Origin of the sequence: Stenotrophomonas sp. G4 (assembly GCF_003428825.1) — a bacterium.
Taxonomy (GTDB): domain Bacteria; phylum Pseudomonadota; class Gammaproteobacteria; order Xanthomonadales; family Xanthomonadaceae; genus Stenotrophomonas; species Stenotrophomonas indicatrix.
The window spans coordinates 4,235,812-4,255,842 of record NZ_CP031741.1 but is presented as its reverse complement, the minus strand read 5'-3'; the positions used below and the strand labels follow the sequence as shown (position 1 = coordinate 4,255,842).

Genomic DNA, 20,031 nt, shown 5'->3' with positions numbered 1-20,031 from the left:
ATGCAACGTATCCGTATTGCCGAGCGCGCCCAGTGGCGGGCGCGCGCGGAGGAAGCCGGTTTCCGCTTCCACACCATCGACGGCCAGCCGTACTGGGATGAAAGCGCGTATTACGCGTTCACCCTGCGCCAGATCGAACAGGACATCGAAGACCCCAGCGCCGAACTGCACCAGATGGCGATGGACCTGGTGGGCGATGTCATCGCCAGCGAGCGCCTGATGGACCAGCTGGCGATCCCCGCGCATTACCGAGACTGGATCGCCGACAGCTGGCGCCAGCGCCAGCCGCACCTGTACGGGCGCCTGGACCTGGCCTACGACGGCACCGGGCCGGCCAAGCTGTACGAACTGAACTACGACACGCCGACCTCGCTGTTCGAAGCCAGCTTCTTCCAGTGGCAGTGGCTGGAGGACCAGCGCAACGCCGGCCGCCTGCCGCAGCACGCCGACCAGTTCAACGCGATCCATGAAGCGCTGGTCGAGCGTTTCGGCGAACTGGCCACGCAGCTGCCGCCGCCGCTCTACTTCAGCGCGGTGGGCAGTTCCGAAGAAGACCGTGGCACTGTCGACTACCTGCGCGACTGCGCCTCGCAGGCCGGCCTGCATGGCCAGGCCATCGCCATCGAGGACATCGGCCTGTCCGAAGACGGGCGCTTCACCGCGCTGGACGATACGGTGATCGGCACGCTGTTCAAGCTGTACCCGCTGGAAGACCTGATGGCCGAGGAGTTCGGTCGCGCGCTGCCGGGCTCGGGCGTGCAGCTGCTGGAACCGGCGTGGAAGGCGGTGCTGAGCAACAAGGGCATCCTGCCGCTGCTGTGGCAGCGCAATGTCGGGCATCCGAACCTGCTGGAAGCACACTTCGATGACGGCAGCGCGCTGGCCTCGGGCTGGGTGCGCAAGCCGCTGTTCTCGCGCGAAGGTGCCAACATCGAGATGCACCTGGCCGACGGCAGCACGCAGCGCAGCGACGGTCCGTACGACGGTCCGGCGATCCTCCAGCGTGCGCATCCGCTCACCCGCTTCGAAGGCGGTTACCCGCTGATCGGCAGCTGGGTGATCGGCGACCACGCCTGCGGCATCGGCATCCGCGAGGACGACAGCGCGATCACCCGCGACAGTGCGCGCTTCGTGCCGCACGCGATCATCGACGAAGCGCCGACGCGGATCTACGTCTGATGGCGGTGCAACGCCCGCCCGGTCGGCGCGGGCGTCCTGCTCCCGTACCGGGCCGTCATTTCGACGATGGTCGCGGCCTGAATGCGTTCGCCGACCGCATCGCGGTGCGCTGCCACCGCTGCGATACGCCGGGCTGGGTGCTGGCGAGCTGGCAGCCCTACCGCTGGACGGTGCGTTTCCGCTGCACCGGCTGCAGCGTTGCGCTGGACAGTGGCGACTGGGTGGGCGCGGTGTGCATGCAGGGGCGTCGGCCGTGTGGGTACTGCGGGCACCAATGGTTGCATGTACATCGGAGGATTCCCGCTGGCGTGCCCGCACCACCAACGTTTTCGTCCAGATGCGGGCAATGCGGTCGCAGCAGCGATGTCACGGTCGTGACGCGTCCGCTGCGCGATGCCGAGCCGGCCGATCCACATTTCGGCCTGCCGCTGCATCTGGTCGAGCCGACCCGCGCAGGTCTGCTTTGGGCCTACAACGCCGAGCATCTGCAGGCGCTTCATGAGTACGCTGTGGCGACACTGCGTGAAACCAAAGGGCATCATCGCTCGATGTTCTCGCGGCTGCCGCAGTGGATGAAACTGGCGCGGCATCGCGTGCTGCTGCAGCGCGCGGTGGAGCGTCTGCAGCGGCGGTTGTTGCAGGGGTAGTGCCGGCCGCTGGTCGGCAACCGCCGTTGGTAGAGGCCGACCTTGGTCGGCGCTGTGGTGCGTGTGCCAACCAAGGTTGGCACCTACCAAGGCGACGTGTCGGTAGCGCCGGGCCATGCCCGGCGAGCGCAGCGGTCCCACAGGTCAGAGCAGCCCTTCGCGCTTCACCGCCAGATAGCGCTCCACCAGCGCGGCGGGCAGGGCATCGGCCGTGACGTCCAGCACCATCACCCGTTCGGCACGCAGCGCGTCATGCGCCTGCGCGCGCTGTTGCAGGTACAGCGCGGCGGCACCGGCCTGCGCGGCATCTTCCACCGTGTGCACCTCACCTTCCATCGCAGCATCCAGTTCGCGCTCGCGCAGGCTGGCTACGCATACCAGATGACGGCGCTGCAGCAGGCGCACCGCCGCAAGCAGGTCTTCGATGTCCTCGTCGCGCACGTTGCTGACCAGCATCACCAGCGCGCGCCGGGGCTGGCGCAGTGAGACTTCGGTGGCGGCAGCCAGGTAATCGGTGGCCACGGCCTGTGGCTGCAGGTCGTAGCTGGCGCGCAGCAGGTGCTGCACCGTGTCCATGCCGCGCTGCGGCGCCACCCAGCGACGCTCGCCGCCTACCGCGAACAGGCCGGCAGCATCGCCCTGGCGCAATGCCAGGTAGGCCACCACCAGCGAGGCGTTCAAGGCATGGTCGAAATGCGAGAGCCCACCTTCGCTGGCCAGCATGCGCCGGCCACTGTCGAGCATCAGCAGCAGCTGCTGGTTCTTCTCGTCCTGGTACTCGCGCGAGATCAGCTTGCGCGCGCGGGCGGTGGCCTTCCAGTCGAGCTGGCGCAGGCTGTCGCCGATGCGGTACTCGCGCATCTGGTGGAAGTCGGTGCCTTCGCCACGGCGGCGCTTCACATGGGCACCGACCAGCCGCGAGGCCTGGTCGGCACTGAACAGCGCAAATCGGGTGAGTGGCACGAAGTTGGGATAGACCCGCACCTCCAGCGCCGGTGGCAGCGTGCGCTGCTGCCACCACAACCGCCACGGCGAGCGGATGCGCAGCTGCACGCCTTCGAAGGCAAAGCGACCGCGCTGCTGCGGCTGCACGTGGTAATGCAGCGAACTGGCATGGCCCGCCCGCAACTGCACGCGTTGCGGCAGTGATTCCAGTGGCCAACCGCCTGGCACCAGATCGAATACCTGTACCTGCATGGCCTGCCCGGACTGCAGGCGCAGGCCGATCTCGCGGCGCACGCCCAGTGCCAGGGCTTCGGGCACGTCGCGCTCGACGCTGGGCGATGGTCGTCGCCGCTGCCGCCACAGATCAACCAGTGCCAGCACCGCAACCAGTGCGCCGGCCAGCGCCCAGCTCCAGCGTGGCAGCAGCCCGGCCAGCACCACGCCGCCCAGCGCAGCCCAGGCCAACAACAACGCCAGCAGCAGCGGCGCAGGCCTCATCGGCGCGGCGCTTCCACCTTGGCCAGCAGCGCACCCAGCACGTCGTCGGCACCCTGGCCTTCGATCTGCAGCTCCGGTGCCAATGCGATGCGGTGGCGCAGGGCAGGGCGGGCGATATCGCGCACATCATCGGGGGTGACGAAGTCACGACCGGCCAGCACCGCCTGCGCGCGCGAGGCACGCACCAGGGCGATGCTGCCACGCGGGCCGGCACCGACGGCGATGCCCGGCCACTGCCGGGTGGCAGCGACGATGCGCACCGCGTAGTCGATCACTTCGTCATCCACGGTGATTGCCGCGGTGGCCTGCTGCAACGCCAGCAGTTCGCCGGCACCGAGCACGCGCGGCACCTGGCTCAGGTCGAAATCGCTGGCGGCACGGCCGCTGGTGATCGCCGCGACCATGCGCTTCTCGTCCTCCAGCTGCGGATAGTCGATCAGCACCTTCAGCAGGAAACGGTCCAGCTGCGCTTCCGGCAGCGGATAGGTGCCTTCCTGTTCCAGCGGGTTCTGCGTGGCCAGCGCCATGAACGGCGGTGCCAGGGTGAAGGCCTTGCCTTCGATGGTGACCTGGCCTTCCTGCATCACTTCCAGCAGCGCGGACTGGGTCTTGGCCGGGGCCCGGTTGATCTCGTCGGCCAGCAGCAGGTTGGTGAACACCGGGCCGCGACGGATCTTGAAGCTCTCGCTCTTCGGGTCGTACACCGCATGGCCGCTGACGTCGCTGGGCATCAGGTCGGGGGTGAACTGCACGCGGCCATAGTCCAGTTCCAGTGCCTGCGCCAGCGCGCGCACCAGCAGGGTCTTGCCGAGGCCGGGCACGCCTTCGATCAGCACGTGGCCACCGGCCAGCAGGGCGACCAGGATCTGGTCGAGCACATCGGCCTGGCCGATGAAGGCGTGGCCGACGGCCTGGCGGATGGCGTCGACGCGTTCGATCAGGCGGGCGGTGGCGGCCGCCGGAAGTTCAGGGGCATCGGTCATAGCAGGGATCTCATCTGGAGCAGCAAGCGGATGCGCTCGCGCAGGGCGGAGGAATCATGCGGCGAAGGCGGGGTGAGTGCACTGGCGACTCGACTGACGGGCCATTGCAGCACCGCGGCGATGGCCTGGTCACGCGCAGCACCGTCGAGTGCTGCAGCGACGGGCGCGCGCAGGCGCAGGCGGTGCAGGAACAGCGCCTGCACGGCCAGGTACAGGCGCGTGCCATGGCCGAAGCGCAGCAGCAGTTCGCCACTGGCGCGGACGTGTTCCAGCAACGAACGGCGTTCGACCACCGGCGCGGGCAGGGCACTGCCGAAGCGTTGCGCGCGTGACCACAGCCAGCCGAGGATCGCCAGCAGCAGCGGCACCCACAGTGGCCAGCCCTGGTAGAAGATGCGCGCGCCCAGCGATGGCGGGCGGCTGCCGTACACCAGCCACATCGTGCCGCGCCCATAGTTGGGATCGAGCAGGTAGCGTGTCAGGTCGCGGTGGGAGAGGTCATGCAGGCCATCGCGGGCAACGGCATCGGCGTCGACAGCGCGGCGGCGTGTTGCTGCGGACGGGCCTTCACCACGCATGACGTCCATGTCCGCCAGCACGTCGATGCGGCCCTTGCCATGCGGCAGGCGCGCGAACACCAGTCCTTCCTGGCCACCCCAGCGGCGCTCGGCCGTGGCGTTGGCCTGGAAGCCCAGGCTGAAGCGCCGGCCGCCGCAGAACTCGACGTGGCTGGGATCATCCACCACGTGGAAGGGTTGGCAGTCGCTGCCATGGAACAGGCTGTCCACGCCGATCCTGTCCAGCAGGGGGCCCTGCGTGCTGCTGGCATCGTCCTCGGCCGGTGGCTGCGTGCGCAGCAGCAGATGGCCACCCGTGGCGACCCAGTCCAGCAGGGCCTGCGCAGTGCGCGGCGGCATGTCGGCGGTATCCTGCAGCAATACCACCGTATCGGTGGCGGCCAGTGGCATCTGTGCCAGGTCCAGCCGCTGCCGGGACTGCACCTCGATGCCGTCGGCGCGCAGCGCCTGGCCCAGCACATACAGCGGGTTGTAGCTGGCTTCGCCCTGCGGCGGCAGCACGACGGTCTCGGTCACCTTTTCGTGCGTGCGCAGGAACAGGATGGTCAGCGGCACCCCGAACAGGACCAGCGCGCCGAGCAGCAACGACCAGAACAGGCGCGGGCTCATGCCTGCCACCCGTACTGCTGGCGCAGCGTGCTGGCCAACGCGTCGAAATCGCTGCGGGTGGGCAGGCGCCCACCGTAGGCGGCGTACTGCCACATGCGCACGACGCGCGCGAACAGTTCACGGTCGGTGCTGTCGGACATCCGTCGCGAGGCGCGCAGGCACTGTGCTTCGGTGGCACCGGGCGGCAACGCGATGCCGGTGCGCTCCACCAGCGTGCGCACGCTGGCGCGATACAGCAGCGCCAGCGCCTGCCGCGGCCGTCCCTGGTCCCACAGCAACCCGGCCTGGGTCGCCACATCCGGCGGCAGCACCACCGGCATTTCCACCTGCTCTTCGGTGATCTGCGGTGCCTGCTTTTCCTTGCGGCGGCCGGAACCGCGCAACCACGGCAGCCACAGCCGCGCGGTCAACAGCAGCACCAGCAGCAGAACCCCCAACAGCCCCCACAGGCCCCATTCGGCGAGCCGGGCCAGCCACAACTGGCCACTCCTGCGTGCCTTGCGGTCCGCGTTGCTGCCGCTGTCCTTCTGCAGATCCTTCTTGTCCTTCTTCTTTTCGGCGCCGTCTTCGATCGGCTTCCATCGGCTGACCTGCCGCGTCGGCCGCTGCAGCGGGTCTTCGTAGGCGCGGTTCACCGCTTGGCGGAAGCCCGCGGTATCCACCGGTTTGTCACCGAAGATCACCAGCGGTGTATTGGCCGGATCGTTTTCCGCAGTGGCCGCTTCTTCAGCGTCTTCCGCGTCTTCGTCGTCGTCTTCAGCGGCGTTGGCCGTGGCGGTCTGCGCGGCGTCCGGCGTGTCGGCGTCCTGTGCGTGCACGGGCGCCAACGGCAGCGCCAGGCACAACAGCAGCACCAACGAAGAGGCGACCGGCAGCAGGCGTTCGCGCAGGCGGCGCAGGGCGATTTCCACGTCCCAGGCTTCCATCTGCGTGCGTCGGTTCAAGTACAGGCCGAAGCCGGCGCCGACGTAGAACGGCCCGATCAGCGCCGCCGCCAGCCAACACAACAGGTTGAGGCCAAGCTTGGCCCACGCAGGCGCCTCCACGCTGACCATCGCCCACGCTGCGCGCCAGGATTCGGGCAGCAGTTCCAGCGGGATGAAGATGAAGATAGTGGCGATCGCGCCCACCACCAGCACCAGCTCGAATGCCAGGCAGATCACCGCCAGCACCAGCGCAGGGCCCGCAGCGCCGGCGGCGACTGCACGCCGGCGTGGGCCACGCTGGGCGGGCGCATTGCCCTCCAGCAGATTGACCGGCAGGCACAGGCTGCGCAGGCCGCTGAAACGGCGCCAGCCCAGATAGCCCCAGAAGCCGCTGCCGCCCCACTGCCGCTGTGCGCGCAGCGCATCGCGCGGGCCGACCCGTTCGCCGAAGATGCCGCGCGAGAGCACGTACAGCGGTGCGCGTTCGAACAACGGTCTGCACCACCACATCGCCAGCCACGCCCAGCCGAAGGCATCCAGCCACCAGGCCAGTGCATTGAACAGCACGAACAACGGTGCACTGGCCAGCAGCCAGCTGCCCCACACACCGCGTGCGTGGCGGCGGACCAGCGCGCTGCCCAGCTCCATCGCTTCCCAGCTGCTGCGCGCGCGCAGCACCACGTCCAGATGGTCAATCCGCATGGCCACCTCCGCGTCCACCGCGCCACAGCCACAGCAGCACGCCGGCCCACAGCACCCCGGCCACGCTGAACTTCACTGCGGCCGGAATGTCGGCGATGGAGGACCAGAACGCTTCCACGAACGCGGCCAGCAGCAGCATGAAGGCCACGCCCAGGCACAGCCGCGCGCCGATGCGCCCGCCTTCGACCAGTGCATCCAGGCGGCGCCGCCGCCCGGGAGCCAGCAGTTTCATACCCAGCTGCAGGCCGGCGCCGCCGGCAATCACGATCGCGGTCAGCTCGAACGCACCGTGGCCGGCCACAAAGCGCCAGAACGGGCCGCCATGGCCGATGTGCTGCAGGTGGCCGGCGACCGCGCCGATGGTGATGCCATTGAACAGCAGCACCAGCAGCGTGCCCAACCCCGCCAGCAGGCCGCTGGCGAAGGTGCGCAGGGCGATGCTGATGTTGTTCATGATGTAGTAGCCGAACATCATCCAGTCGGTGCCGCTGTCGCGGCCCAGGCGCTCGGCGGATGGATCGTACATGCGCTCCATCTCGGCGATCTGGCCGTTGTCCATCAGCAGGTGGATGCTGTCCGGGTACACCTGCACCAGCACGAAGCAGGCCAGCGCCGGCACTGCGAACATCGCCAGCGCTGCCCACATGCTGCGCGCCTGGCTGCGCACCAGCAGCGGAAAATCAGCAACCAGGAATTCCAGCGCGCGCCGCCAGCGGGTCGGCGGCGTGCGGTACAGCACGCCATGGCCGTGTTGCATCAACTGCTGCAGGCGTTGCACCAGCTGCGGGCTGTAGCCGCGTTCGCGGGCCAGCGCCAGCTGCTGGCACAGCCGTCGGTAACGCTGCGGGAAGCTGACATCGCCGGCTTCTTCCGCGCCCGGCCTGCGCCGGCGCCGCCGCGAGGCACCGGCGCGATGCTGCAGCCACTGCTCCAGGTCATGCCATTCCTGTTGATGGCGGGCGACGAACTGCTCCTGCTTCATCGTCGTCCCAGCAACCAGTTGGCCATTGCATACAGGCGCAGCACGCCGACCTGGCCGGACGCGCTGGTCAACGGCTCGGCGATGCCGGCCAGTTCCTGCTGGCGTGCGGGTGACAGGCGTGGCGCGCGCTCGGCGAAGGCCATCACCGCCGCCTGTTCCTCCGGCCGCAGCGGTTGCGGCGGCGCCAGCGCGCTGTCGATGGTGGCCGGCGGCGGCAGGTAATGCGGCGGTGCATGTACCACCATCGTGCCGGCAACCAGATCGCCCAGGCGGCGGCCATGCGGATCGAACAGGCTGCTGATCAGGCCCAGTGCGTAGCCGAAAGGCAGCATGTCCACGGTGCGCAGCAGGTTGCGGGTGATCGAGGCCATCCAGCCCACCGGCGCGCCATCCTGCGCGAGCACCCGCAGGCCCAGCACGCGCTTGCCGAGGGTACGGCCCCACAGCGCTTCGCAGACGATGGGGTAGGCCCACATCAGCAGGAACATCAGCGCCATGTACAGGCCGCGGCCGAACTCATCGAGCAGGGCCAGCGGAATGGACAGCACGGTGAGCGCGCCGAAGCGGACGGCCAGGTCGATCAGCCAGGCCAGCGCACGCGGCATCGGCCCGGCCGCAGGCAACTGCAGCGGCACGCCTTCCGGCGTTACCACCTCGCGGTAGGTATCGAGCATCGGCGCGGCCATCAGCGCGATGGCCGCCGAAGTGGGCGCTGGAGTCCTCTCCGGCGTGCAGCCACGGGCATGGGGGTCTCGACGGTTCCTGGTCGGGCCCAGACTTTAGCAGAGCCCGGCCATCGGCGAAGCGGCCTCAGCCCAGGTATTCGTCCTTCAGCCGCACGTAGTGGTCGGCCGAATAGTGCAGCGACTCGATCTCCTTGTCGCTGAGCGTGCGCGCCGGACGGGCAGGGTTGCCCACCCACAGTTCGCCTTCGTCCACCACCTTGCCGGGGCCGACCACCGCACCGGCACCGACGAAGCCATGGCGCTCGACCCGGGCACCGTCGAGGATGCACGCGCCCATGCCGATCAGGCTGTAATCGCCGATGCTGCAGGCGTGGATGATGCAGCCATGGCCGACGGTGACGCCTTCGCCGATCAAGGTCGGGTAGCCGGCCTTGTTGTACGGGCTGTGGTGGCTGACGTGGATGATCGTGCCATCCTGCACATTGGTGCGTGCACCGATGCGCACGAAATTGACGTCGCCACGGATGACCGTGCCCGGCCAGACCGACACGTCATCGGCCAGTTCGACATCACCGATGATCGTGCAGGCCGGATCGACATACACGCGCTGGCCGAGTACCGGCATCTTGTCGCGGAAGGGGCGCAGCGGGGTCATCGGAATCTCCGGAAGAGCGGGGCAATCGCGATGATGATACCGCGTGCAGCACGCAGCCCTGCCGGTAGTGCGGGCCGCTGGCCGGCAACCGCAGAGGTTCTGCCGAAGGTGCATCGGGTTGCCGGCCAGCGGCCCGCACTACCGTTTTTTCATGCCACGCGTCCGCGCCGTGCGCGCTCCAGGTGCACCAGCAGCAGCGAGATCGCCGCCGGGGTCATGCCCGGAATGCGCTGGGCCTGGCCGATGGTCTGCGGACGCACGCGCTCGAGCTTCTGCAGCGCTTCGGCCGACAGCCCGCGCACGATGGCGTAGTCGAAATCGCCAGCAATCGGCGTTGCTTCATGGCGCTGCTGGCGCTCGATCTCCTCGCGCTGGCGATCCAGGTAGCCGGCGTACTTCACCCCGATCTCCACCTGTTCGGCCACCTTGCCATCGGCCACGGCCGGGCCGAGCGAGGGCACCCGCATCAGCTGTGCGTAATCCAGTTCCGGGCGCTTGATCAGGTCCAGCACGTTGGTTTCGCGGCTGACCGCCACGCCCAGCGTTTCCTGCACTTCGCGGCCCAGCGCATTGGCCGGCGTGGCCCACAGCGCGCCCAGGCGCGTGCGCTCGGCGGCCACGGCAGCCTGCTTGGTTTCGAAGGCCCGCCAGCGACGATCATCGACCAGGCCCATGTCGCGGCCGGACGGGGTCAGGCGCTGGTCGGCGTTGTCTTCGCGCAGCTGCAGGCGGTACTCGGCGCGGCTGGTGAACATGCGGTACGGCTCGTTGGTGCCGTGGGTGATCAGGTCATCCACCAGCACGCCGAGGTAGGCTTCGTCGCGACGCGGGCACCAGCCCTCGAGGCCACGCACCTGGCGAGCGGCGTTGAGGCCGGCCAGCAGGCCCTGTGCGGCAGCTTCTTCATAACCGGTGGTGCCGTTGATCTGGCCGGCGAAGAACAGGCCGTTGACCAGCTTGGTTTCCAGCGAGGCCTTCAGCCCGCGTGGATCGAAGAAGTCGTACTCGATGGCATAGCCGGGGCGGGTGATGTGCGCGTTCTGGAAACCACGGATGCTGCGCACCATCTCCAGCTGCACGTCGAACGGCAGCGAGGTGGAAATGCCGTTGGGATAGATCTCGACGATGCCCAGGCCTTCGGGCTCGACGAAGATCTGGTGGCTGGCCTTCTCGGCAAAGCGCACCACCTTGTCCTCGATGGAGGGGCAGTAGCGCGGGCCGATGCCTTCGATCTGGCCGCTGTACAGCGGTGAGCGGTGCAGGGCGTCGCGGATGATCTGGTGGGTCTGCTCGCTGGTGTGGGTGATCCAGCAGCTGACCTGCTGCGGATGCTCATCCACCGAGCCGAGGAAGGACATCACCGGGCGCGGCGTGTCGCCGGGCTGCTCGTCCATCACGCTGTAGTCCAGCGAACGGCCGTCGATGCGCGGTGGCGTGCCGGTCTTCAGGCGGTCCACCTGGAACGGCCGCTCGCGCAGGCGTGCAGCCAGCGTGGTGGCGGGCGGATCGCCCATGCGGCCGGCTGCGTACTGGGTCGGGCCGACGTGGATCTTGCCGGCCAGGAAGGTGCCGGCGGTCAGCACCACGGCCTCGGCATCGAAACGCAGGCCGGTCTGGGTGATGACCCCGCGCACGTGGTCGCCCTCGATGACCAGGTCATCCACCGCCGCCTGGAACACGGTCAGGTTGGCCTGGCCCTCGACGATGGCGCGGATCGCCATGCGGTACAGGTTGCGGTCGGCCTGGCAGCGGGTGGCGCGCACGGCCGGGCCCTTGGAGGCGTTGAGGGTGCGCCACTGGATGCCGGCGCGGTCGGCGGCATGCGCCATCGCACCGCCGAGGGCGTCGATTTCCTTGACCAGATGGCCCTTGCCGATGCCACCGATGGCCGGGTTGCAGCTCATCGCCCCCACCGTTTCGATGTTGTGGGTCAGCAACAGGGTGCGCACGCCGGTACGGGCCGCAGCCAGCGCGGCCTCGGTGCCGGCGTGGCCACCGCCGATGACGATGACGTCGTAACGATGGAAGGAATCGATCATGGGGGCTGTTCAGCAAGGGGCAGGCGCAGCCGGAGACGGCGCCGGGGTGGCGATTTTAGCGCCAATCGGGCGGGGACGCTGGCGCCGGCTGGCCGGCGTCGAAATCAACCCTAAAGTTGGCAGGATTTTTGCAGATAACCCAATAGCACCCACCGTGGCTGGCGCCGCAGGCGCTGGTGACCGGAATTGGAACAGGGGCCGGTACAGGCGCACGGTGGGGAAGCAGAGGGGCCGGCAGTCGGGGACTGTCCGGCCCTGTTTTTGGGGCGGCCAGGAACGCGGCATCCACGCATGGCGGCGATCTACTGCCCGCGCGCTCTGGTGTCCCAAACAACAAACGGCCCGCAGTGCGGGGCCGTTCGTCCTTAAAGGTGCCGACATCCGACAGGGCCGGAACAGGGGGGATCCAGATGTTCCTGTCGGATATCGACGTAGAGCTGTTTGGGACGGGCCCTTAACGCTTTTGTCACTTTGTGACGCTGGCCGTCACCACCTGCGTAGATTGAGGCTTGGACCGTGTGAAATGCAAGATGGAACAAGCGTCAACTGTGCGCTATCTCTCACGATCCATGGCACGCCAAGGGGAACTGTTCATCCTCGGCGCACGCTGAGCCGGAGCCGGGCGCGCCTGCGGCGGCGGCGAGGGACGCTCGACCCGCTGTGCGGGCTGGGGCGGTCGACGCATCGAATCCATGTTGCGCCAGGGCGAGCCGCCATTGTTCTGGCGCGGCGGCGGTGGCGGGCGGTTTTCGCCGCCATTGCCGGGACGCGGTGGCGGGCGGTGGTTGTGGTGCGGCGGGCGGTAGATCGGCCGCTGGTAGTACGGGCCGCCATAGCCGTAATAGCCACCGCCGCCGTAATACGGATAGCCGTAGCCGGACGGGTAGCCATAAGGGTAGCGGTACTCCACCGACGGCGCGCCGTGGTAGTAACCGCCGCCGCGACCACCGACATAGTCATAGGTGGTGCAACCGGTCAGGGCCAGCAGCAGGCCACCGGCAAGCATCAGGCGCGTTTTCATGATGGGTCCCCCCAGAGGACGGGTATGCAGGCAGCTTCAGCCGCCGGCGTTGAATCAGCCCTTAATTCCGCCGGCCAGGATGAATGGCGGTGTAGGCATGCATGCTGGCATGACCGATGGCGCCCTCGCCAGCGCGGAGCCATACGTTAATCTTGCGTCATGAGCGATTCACTGTTGCCCCGCGCTGATGACGTCCTCGCCGCCGCCGCGCGGATCGCGCCCCATGCCAGCGTGACCCCGGTGCTGCGCTCGCGCACGCTGGATGCGTTGGCCGGTGCGCAGCTGGCGTTCAAGGCCGAGCACCTGCAGCGTGGCGGCGCGTTCAAGTTCCGCGGTGCGTGCAATGCGGTGTGGTCGCTGCATGCCGACCACGCCGGTGCCGGTGTGGTGACCCATTCCTCCGGCAATCACGGTGCCGCCTTGGCGCTGGCTGCGCGCACACGGGGCATTCCCTGCCATGTGGTGGTGCCCGAAGGGGCTGTGGCCGCCAAGCTGGCCAATATCGCCCGGCATGGCGCCACCCTCTGGCGTTGCCCGGCCACCATTGCCGACCGCGAGGCCACCTGCACCAAGGTGCAGGCCGATACCGGCGCCACTCTGGTCCATCCGTACACCAACCCCGCGGTGATCGCCGGGCAGGGCACGGCCGCGCTGGAGCTGCTGCACAGCGAGGGGCCGTTCGACGTGCTGGTGGTGCCGGTGGGCGGTGGTGGCCTGGCCAGTGGCACTGCGTTGGCCCTGCAGCACGCCAGCCCGGGTACGCGGCTGGTGCTGGCCGAGCCGGCCGGTGCCGACGACACCGCCCGTTCGCTGGCGACCGGCAAGCGCCAGGAGGCATTTACCCCGGACACGATCTGCGACGGACTGCGCACGCTGATCGGCGCACCCAACTTCGCGCTGCTGCAGGCCGCGGGCGCCGAGGTCATCGTGGTTGACGATGCCGCCACCGTGGCGGCGATGCGCCTGCTGTGGGACGTGCTCAAGCAGGTGGTCGAGCCGTCCTCGGCGATCGTGCTGGCGGCGGTGCTTGCTCAGCCTGCACGCTTCGCCGGCCTGCGCGTTGGACTGGTGCTGTCCGGCGGCAATGTCGATCTGCCTGCGCTGCGTTGGGGAGCGCCATGAGCCGTGGCCGCCATCGCGAACGCACCGGCCCGTTCGGTTGGGTGTGGCGGTTGTTCGTACTGCTGGTGATCTGGCTGCTGGGCGTGACCGCCTGGATCGTCTGGGTCGGCGAGCGCGACCAGGCGGCCAAGGCGGACGCGATCATCGTGCTGGGTGCGGCGGCCTACGATGCCAAGCCCTCGCCGGTGTTTGAAGAGCGCATCCGCCACGGCCTGGATCTGTACGACGCCGGCTACGCGCCACTGCTGATCTTTACCGGAGGCTACGGCGGCACCGGTGCGCGCTTCTCGGAATCGCAGGTGGCCCGGCGCTATGCCCTCAAGCACGGCATTCCCGATGAGGCGATCCTCATCGAGACCGCCTCGCGCAATACCGTGCAGAACCTGGTCGAGGCCAAGCGGCTGATGGACCAGCGCAAGCTGCATTCGGTGATCATCGTCAGCGACCCGCTGCACATGGCGCGCGCGCTGCGCCTGAGCAAGGCGCTGGGCATCCAGGCGTTGGCCTCGTCCACGCCCAGCACGCGCTTCCGCAGCTTCCATACCAGCTGGCGCTTCCTGGTGCAGGAGATCTACTTCTTCCACCGCGACCTCGTACGGCCGCCGTTGAGTTCACCGGCCAATACCTGAGCGGCTGCCGCTGCGCTCACCGGGCATGGCCCGGCGCTACCCATAACGCGCGCCTGGTAGCGCCGGGCCATGCCCGGCGGCGCCTTCGAATCAGGTCTGCTTGCGCCGGATCGGGATCGCCGACACCGGCACGGACGCAATGTCATGCCCACCTTCGCGGATCGGCGCCCCGGATCCGGCGCCCAGGCGTGGGCGTAGATCACTTCCCAGCTGCTGGGCAGCTTGCCATCGGCACGGCGCATCGGTTCGTACGCTGCCGCTGCCGCCGCGAACCGCCCCCGGCCGGTCAACGTATGGCGGCGATCGACCCGTGCGTTGGTCGCGCCCATCGCGCGCAGCTCGCGCATCAACGAGGGCAGGTCGTCGTAGGTCAGGGTGAACAGGTCGCGGTCCAGAACCGGATCACGGAAGCCGGCCATCATCAGCGCATCGCCGAACTGGGCGATCTGCGCGAAGCGGCTCACGTGCGGGCGGTCGTCGGCGGCGGCGAAGGCCTCGTTGAGCTCGACCAGCGTTTCCGGCCCGAACGTCGAACACACCAGCAGCCCACCGGGCTTGAGCACGCGGCGGAAACCGGCGAACACCGCCGGCAGGTCGTTCACCCACTGCAGGCACAGGTTGCTGAAGATCACATCGACGCTGTTGTCGGCCAACGGCAGCGCCGTGGCATCGGCGGCCACGCGTTGGAACGGCTTCCACCAGCCCGCCTGGCGCTTGGCCTGGTCGAGCATCGGCAGTGCCACGTCCAGCGCGATCACCTGCGCCTTCGGCCAGCGCTTCTTCATCAGCGCACTGGCATGGCCGGTGCCGGCACCGATATCCAGCACCACCGCCGGCTTGCGTGCCTCCAGGTAGTCCAGCGATTCCAGCAGCCGCGACTGCACCTCGCGCTGCAGGGCGGCGGCAGCGTCGTAGCTGGAGGCGGCGCGGGCGAAGGCGCGGCGGACATGGCGGGCATCGAAGTGGGACGGCATTGCAGAAGTCTCTTAGAACGTACCGGGGTAGGCGCCGCCGTCGATCAGCAGGTTCTGCCCGGTGAGGTAACCGGCCTGTGCACTGCACAGGAAGGCGCAGGCGGCGCCGAATTCGTCCGGCGTGCCGAAGCGGCCGGCGGGGATCTGCTGGCGGCGGCGTTCGGCCACCGCCTGCACGTCCCCGTCCTGGCCGGCGGCGTGGGCGAAGTTGGCGCGCAGGCGGTCGGTATCGAACTGGCCGGGCAGCAGATTGTTGATCGTGACGTTGTGGGCGACGGTGCGCCGCGCCAGCCCGGCGACGAAGCCGGTCAGGCCGCTGCGCGCGCCGTTGGACAGCGCCAGCGCGTCGATGGGTGCCTTCACCGATGACGAGGTGATGTTGACGATGCGGCCGAAGCCGCGTTCGATCATCGCGTCCACGGTGGCGCGGACCAGCGCGATCGGTGCCAGCATGTTGGCGTCCAGCGCGGCGATCCAGTCGTCGCGCTCGAACGTGCGGAAGTCGCCCGGCGGCGGACCGCCGGCGTTGGTCACCAGGATGTCGACCTGCGGGCAGGCGGCCAGCGCCTGGGCGCGGCCCGCCTCGGTGGTGACGTCGGCGGCGATCGCACGCACTTCAGCGGCACCGGGCAGCGTACGCAGTTCTTCAGCCGCGGCCTGCAGTGCAGCGTCACCGCGGGCGACGATGACCACGTTCACGCCTTCGCGCACCAATGCGCGCGCGCAGCCCAGGCCAAGCCCCTTGCTGGCGCCGCAGACCAGTGCCCAGCGGCCGGAAATGCCCAGATCCATGCGTCAGTCCTGCACAAGCTTAGGAAGGCTCATTGTCCGCCATCGGCCGGTGACAGGCCGGCAACGAAGTGTTGCAGGGCGGCTGCAACGTCATCGGCATGGCCGAGGAAGGGCGCGTGGCCGCCATGGCCGACGGTCAGCGACTGCCCGCCGGGCGCCAGCGCGGCAGCGGCCTGCATCGCCGCCGGCGAGACCAGACGGTCACGCTGGCCGGCAATCCACAGGCTGGGCTTGCCCAGTGCGGGCAGGGCACCGCGCAGGTCGGTGTTCTCCAGCAGCTGCAGGCCCTCGTGCAGTGCGCGTTCGGTGGGCGCTCCGCGTTCGACCAGGCGCTGGCGCAGGGTGCGCAGTTCCTCGCGGGCATGCGCCGAACCCATCACGTCCAGTGCCAGGAAACGTTCCAGGGTGCCACTGAAGTCCTGCGCGAGGTCACGACCGAACTGCTCGAATACCGAGGGCTCCACCGCATGCGGCCAGTCATCACCGCGCACGAAGCGCGGCGTGGCGGCGATCATCGCCAGACCACGCACCTTCGGCAGCGTGGCCGCCGCGTGCAGCGCGAACAGGCCGCCCAGTGACCAGCCGCACCACACCGCCGGCGGCGTGGCCGCGGCAATGGCGTTGACCACGAACGGCAGGCGCAGCGGGGTGCTGTCATCGCGGCTGTGGCCATGGCCGGGCAGGTCGACCAGATGCAGCGTGAATCGATCGGCCAGGCGCTGCACCAGCGGCGCAAACACGCCGCCCTGCAGGGCCCAGCCGTGGATCAGTACCAGGTCCGGCCCATGGCCGGTCACTTCAATATGCATGGGGAACTACACGATCACTCAGGCCAGCGCCGGCAACGACGGCGGCAGCACTTCACGCGCGGCAAAGGCCACGCGGTCGCGTGCAACGGCGATGGCTTCGACCAGGCCGCGTACCTGCTCGGTGGTGTGCAGCGCGGACAAGGTGACGCGCAGGCGCGCCTTGCCTTCCGGCACGGTCGGTGGGCGGATCGCGCCGACCAGCCAGCCGGCCTGTTCCAGCGCCTGCGACATCGCCATGGCAGTGTGGTCGTCGCCACACAACAGCGGCTGGATCGGCGTTTCCGATGCCATCAGATCCAGCCCATGACGTCGCGCTTCGCTGCGGAACAGGGCAATCAGATCGGACAGCTTCGCCCGCCGCCAATGATCGCGGCGGGCCAGGCGCACCGCTTCCAGTGCGGATGCCGCCAGCGCCGGCGCCATGGCGGTGGTGTAGATGTAGGGGCGTGCGGTTTCGGCCAGGTGCTCGATCAGGTCTTCGCGGCCGAGCACCAGCGCGCCGGAACCGCCGAGCGCCTTGCCCAGGGTGACCAGCTGCAGCGGCACATCGTCCACGTCCAGGCCGGCGGTGGCGACCGCGCCACGACCATCGCCGAGCACGCCCACGCCATGCGCATCGTCCACGTAGAACAGCGCCTGCTGCAGGCGCGCGACCAGCGACAGCGCACGCAGCGGCGCGATATCGCCATCCATGCTGAAGACGCCGTCGGTGGCCAGCATCGCTGCGCCATCGGGCGCATGCTTGAGCTGGCGCATCGCACCTTCCGCGTCCAGGTGCGGGTAGCGGCGCAGGCGCGCGCCGGCCAGCCGGGTGGCATCGAGCAGACTGGCGTGGTTGAGCTTGTCCTGCACGCAGACATCGTTCTCTTCGCCCAGCAGCGCCTGCTGCACGGCCAGGTTGGCGGTGAAGCCACTGCCGAACAGCAAGGCACGCGGGTAACCGAGCCACTCGGCCACTTCGCGTTCCAATGCGTCGTGCAGCGCGTGGTGGCCGCAGACCAGGTGCGAAGCACCGGCACCGGCACCTTCGCGCGCGGCGGCATCCTGCAGTGCGTTGACCACGCTGAACTGCTGGGCCAGGCCCAGGTAATCGTTGCTGCAGAAGCCCGTCAGCCAGCGCCCATCGACTTCCAGGCGCACACCATCGCGACGGGTGACCGTGCGCCGCGGGCGGCGACGGCCTTGTGCATCGCGCAACGCGCGCTGGGCTTGGAGGCGGGCGGTCAGGTCGGGGCGTGCCATGGCGGCTGGATGCGGCGACGGGGCGGCTAGGGTAGCGCGTTGCCGCGACGCCTGCTTGGCCGCCGGCTCAGGCCGCGTGGGCGCAGCCGCAGCCGGGGGCATCGGCGCTGATATCGGCATGCACGGTGCCGACATGGTCATGACCGTCGGCGTCCACCTGCACCGCCATCGGCTGCAGGCCCAGGCGTGCGAACAGGGCCATGTCGCGCTCGCTCTCCGGGTTGCCGGTGGTCAGCAGCTTGTCGCCATGGAAGATGGAGTTAGCGCCGGCCAGGAAGCACAGCGCCTGCAGCTCATCACTCATCGCCTCGCGGCCGGCCGACAGCCGCACCATCGAACGCGGCATGGCGATGCGGGCCACAGCGATCATGCGCACGAACTCGAACGGGTCCAGCTCGGCACTGCCATGCAGCGGCGTGCCGGCCACCTGCACCAGCTTGTTGATCGGCACCGAATCGGGATGCGCCGGCAAGGTGGCCAGCGCCAGCAGCAGGCCGACCCGCTGCGCGCGCGTTTCGCCCATGCCAACGATGCCGCCGCAGCAGGTCTTCAACCCCGCATCACGGACATGGCCCAGCGTATCCAGGCGATCCTGGTACTGCCGGGTGTGGATGATCGACTCGTAGTAGTCCGGCGCGGTATCGAGGTTGTGGTTGTAGTAGTCCAGGCCGGCGTCCTTCAACGCGCGCGCCTGCTCGCCACTGAGCATGCCCAGCGTGGCGCAGGTTTCCAGGCCCAGCGCTTTCACCCCGGCGATCATTGCCGCCACCTTGGGGATGTCGCGGTCCTTCGGCGAACGCCACGCTGCACCCATGCAGAAACGCGAGGCACCGGCCGCTTTGGCTTGGCGGGCCCTGGCCAGCACCGCATCGGTGTCCATCAGTTTCTGTGCGTTGACCCCGGTGCTGTAGCGCTGCGCCTGCGGGCAGTACGCGCAGTCTTCCGGGCAGCCACCGGTCTTCACCGACAACAGCGTGGAGACCTGCACCTGGGCCGGGTCGAAGTGCTCGCGGTGGACGGCGGCGGCGCGGAACAGCAGTTCCGGGAAAGGCAGGTCGAACAGCGCCTGCAGTTCGTCGTGGTGCCAGTCGTGGCGGATGGCGGTTGCCATGGCGGGACCTTGGAAGGGCTGGAGCGAGGGCGCAGTTTGGGTGGGGCCGCAAACACTGTCAACCCAAGTAACGAAACGGCAGTTTACAGTGCGCCATCGCCCGGATCAAAGGCGATGGCGCCACGTTCGCCGCGACGCCCGGGCGGTGAGAATCCGCATGGACACGCATCGCGAAGAAGAGCGGCATCGCATCGCGGCGCTGACCGATAAGGACATCGCGTGGATCGATCAGCAGCAGCTTTCCCGGTGTGACGGTCAGTTCCGCAACGTTGCCCGTGTCGTGGGCACAGCGATGTCGCTGGACCCCGGCCGTCAGCCGGGAATTCCAGGTGTGATCTACGCAGGGTGTGTGCGCTGGTCGAGCGCTGCAGCGAAGTGTGCCGGGTCAGCTTTGCTTGAAGACGGTTCGCTGGCCGATCGTACGGGTCTTGCTGGCGTCCGACCGGCCGAGGCCGGGAATCAGGAAATCGGCAGGGCTGCGGCCATGCCGGGTCTTCTCGGCAAGCCAGCGCGGCATCCGGCCACGGCCGGACCAGGTGTTGCGTTTGTTGTCCGGATCGCGGTACTTGGGCGCCACCTTGCCCAGCTTGCGCCGCGTGCCTCGTTTGCGGGCCGGCGCCGTGGTCTCGGCGGGCGCGGTGCCGATCAGTTCCTCGATCGTGTAGCCGCATTGCGCGGCGAAGGCGATCAGCTTGCGTCGGACAACGGCCGCCGGGCGGCGGCTGGCGACCAGCGCCCGCCGCTGCTCGGCCGCAGTCACAAGGGCGTTCAGTTCGCGCAGGCTCAGGTGTTCGACGTCGATTTTCATGCCGCGAAGGGTCCTGACATCGCGGCAGCCTGTCAAGCAGCGGACGATTCACCCAACCCGCCACTGCCGGCCGCAAATGGCCAGGCGCGGAGCG

The 20,031-nt window shown here is 68.8% G+C and carries 18 protein-coding genes and 1 pseudogene; 4 read left to right on the top strand and 15 right to left on the bottom strand.

The window, feature by feature from the left end; genetic code table 11:
- On the top strand, nucleotides 1-1,179 hold the full coding sequence (locus D0Y85_RS19505) for a glutathionylspermidine synthase family protein (protein WP_117311685.1): 1,179 nt from the start codon (nucleotides 1-3) through the stop codon (nucleotides 1,177-1,179).
- Nucleotides 1,179-1,826: a hypothetical protein gene (locus tag D0Y85_RS19500; protein WP_117311684.1), complete on the top strand. Its 648-nt coding sequence runs from the start codon at nucleotides 1,179-1,181 to the stop codon at nucleotides 1,824-1,826. The genes D0Y85_RS19505 and D0Y85_RS19500 overlap by 1 nt, the downstream gene beginning before the upstream one ends.
- 144 nt (nucleotides 1,827-1,970) lie before the next feature.
- Here D0Y85_RS19500 and D0Y85_RS19495 read toward each other — a convergent pair whose 3' ends face one another.
- The 9 genes from D0Y85_RS19495 to D0Y85_RS19455 all read right to left on the bottom strand — a co-directional run bounded on the left by D0Y85_RS19495 (nucleotide 1,971) and on the right by D0Y85_RS19455 (nucleotide 12,450).
- The gene (locus D0Y85_RS19495; RefSeq protein WP_117311683.1) at nucleotides 1,971-3,269 is read right to left on the bottom strand and encodes a DUF58 domain-containing protein; all 1,299 of its coding nucleotides are present in this window, start codon (nucleotides 3,267-3,269) and stop codon (nucleotides 1,971-1,973) included.
- On the bottom strand, nucleotides 3,266-4,252 hold the full coding sequence (locus D0Y85_RS19490) for a MoxR family ATPase (protein ID WP_025877520.1): 987 nt from the start codon (nucleotides 4,250-4,252) through the stop codon (nucleotides 3,266-3,268). Before D0Y85_RS19490 ends, D0Y85_RS19495 begins: the two co-directional genes overlap by 4 nt.
- Nucleotides 4,249-5,439, bottom strand: a complete 1,191-nt coding sequence (locus D0Y85_RS19485; RefSeq protein WP_117311682.1) for a DUF4350 domain-containing protein — start codon at nucleotides 5,437-5,439, stop codon at nucleotides 4,249-4,251. The genes D0Y85_RS19490 and D0Y85_RS19485 overlap by 4 nt, the downstream gene beginning before the upstream one ends.
- A complete protein-coding gene (locus tag D0Y85_RS19480; RefSeq protein ID WP_117311998.1) occupies nucleotides 5,436-7,067 on the bottom strand; it encodes a DUF4129 domain-containing protein in 1,632 nt (543 codons plus the stop codon). The genes D0Y85_RS19485 and D0Y85_RS19480 overlap by 4 nt, the downstream gene beginning before the upstream one ends.
- Nucleotides 7,057-8,049, bottom strand: coding sequence for a stage II sporulation protein M (locus tag D0Y85_RS19475; RefSeq protein ID WP_032976855.1), 993 nt, complete (start codon nucleotides 8,047-8,049; stop codon nucleotides 7,057-7,059). The genes D0Y85_RS19480 and D0Y85_RS19475 overlap by 11 nt, the downstream gene beginning before the upstream one ends.
- Entirely contained in the window at nucleotides 8,046-8,735 is a 690-nt protein-coding gene (locus D0Y85_RS19470) for an RDD family protein (protein ID WP_117311681.1), read from the bottom strand. Before D0Y85_RS19470 ends, D0Y85_RS19475 begins: the two co-directional genes overlap by 4 nt.
- A 124-nt stretch (nucleotides 8,736-8,859) precedes the next feature.
- The gene (locus D0Y85_RS19465; protein ID WP_117311680.1) at nucleotides 8,860-9,390 is read right to left on the bottom strand and encodes a gamma carbonic anhydrase family protein; all 531 of its coding nucleotides are present in this window, start codon (nucleotides 9,388-9,390) and stop codon (nucleotides 8,860-8,862) included.
- 149 nt (nucleotides 9,391-9,539) lie between these two features.
- Nucleotides 9,540-11,429 (bottom strand): tRNA uridine-5-carboxymethylaminomethyl(34) synthesis enzyme MnmG, encoded by a 1,890-nt coding sequence (mnmG, locus tag D0Y85_RS19460; RefSeq protein ID WP_117311679.1) that lies wholly within the window; start codon nucleotides 11,427-11,429, stop codon nucleotides 9,540-9,542.
- A 553-nt stretch (nucleotides 11,430-11,982) separates the two neighbouring features.
- Nucleotides 11,983-12,450 (bottom strand): hypothetical protein, encoded by a 468-nt coding sequence (locus tag D0Y85_RS19455; RefSeq protein ID WP_117311678.1) that lies wholly within the window; start codon nucleotides 12,448-12,450, stop codon nucleotides 11,983-11,985.
- 159 nt (nucleotides 12,451-12,609) lie between these two features.
- Between D0Y85_RS19455 and D0Y85_RS19450 the strand changes: the two genes are divergently transcribed.
- Entirely contained in the window at nucleotides 12,610-13,572 is a 963-nt protein-coding gene (locus D0Y85_RS19450) for a pyridoxal-phosphate dependent enzyme (RefSeq protein ID WP_117311677.1), read from the top strand.
- Nucleotides 13,569-14,201: a YdcF family protein gene (locus tag D0Y85_RS19445; RefSeq protein ID WP_117311676.1), complete on the top strand. Its 633-nt coding sequence runs from the start codon at nucleotides 13,569-13,571 to the stop codon at nucleotides 14,199-14,201. The genes D0Y85_RS19450 and D0Y85_RS19445 overlap by 4 nt, the downstream gene beginning before the upstream one ends.
- A 90-nt stretch (nucleotides 14,202-14,291) precedes the next feature.
- Here D0Y85_RS19445 and bioC read toward each other — a convergent pair.
- The 6 genes and pseudogenes from bioC to D0Y85_RS19415 form a co-directional block, all read right to left on the bottom strand.
- Nucleotides 14,292-15,175 (bottom strand): annotated as a pseudogene (bioC, locus tag D0Y85_RS19440) (malonyl-ACP O-methyltransferase BioC).
- Nucleotides 15,176-15,187: 12 nt separating this feature from the next.
- On the bottom strand, nucleotides 15,188-15,967 hold the full coding sequence (locus D0Y85_RS19435) for an SDR family oxidoreductase (RefSeq protein WP_117311675.1): 780 nt from the start codon (nucleotides 15,965-15,967) through the stop codon (nucleotides 15,188-15,190).
- A 29-nt stretch (nucleotides 15,968-15,996) separates the two neighbouring features.
- Nucleotides 15,997-16,776 (bottom strand): pimeloyl-ACP methyl ester esterase BioH, encoded by a 780-nt coding sequence (gene bioH / locus D0Y85_RS19430; protein WP_059065511.1) that lies wholly within the window; start codon nucleotides 16,774-16,776, stop codon nucleotides 15,997-15,999.
- 18 nt (nucleotides 16,777-16,794) lie between these two features.
- Nucleotides 16,795-18,018 (bottom strand): 8-amino-7-oxononanoate synthase, encoded by a 1,224-nt coding sequence (bioF, locus tag D0Y85_RS19425; RefSeq protein ID WP_117311674.1) that lies wholly within the window; start codon nucleotides 18,016-18,018, stop codon nucleotides 16,795-16,797.
- Nucleotides 18,019-18,085: 67 nt separating this feature from the next.
- Nucleotides 18,086-19,129 (bottom strand): biotin synthase BioB, encoded by a 1,044-nt coding sequence (gene bioB / locus D0Y85_RS19420; protein ID WP_117311673.1) that lies wholly within the window; start codon nucleotides 19,127-19,129, stop codon nucleotides 18,086-18,088.
- Nucleotides 19,130-19,514: 385 nt separating this feature from the next.
- Entirely contained in the window at nucleotides 19,515-19,937 is a 423-nt protein-coding gene (locus D0Y85_RS19415; RefSeq protein WP_100462080.1) for an H-NS histone family protein, read from the bottom strand.
- Between the last annotated feature and the right edge of the window lie 94 nt (nucleotides 19,938-20,031).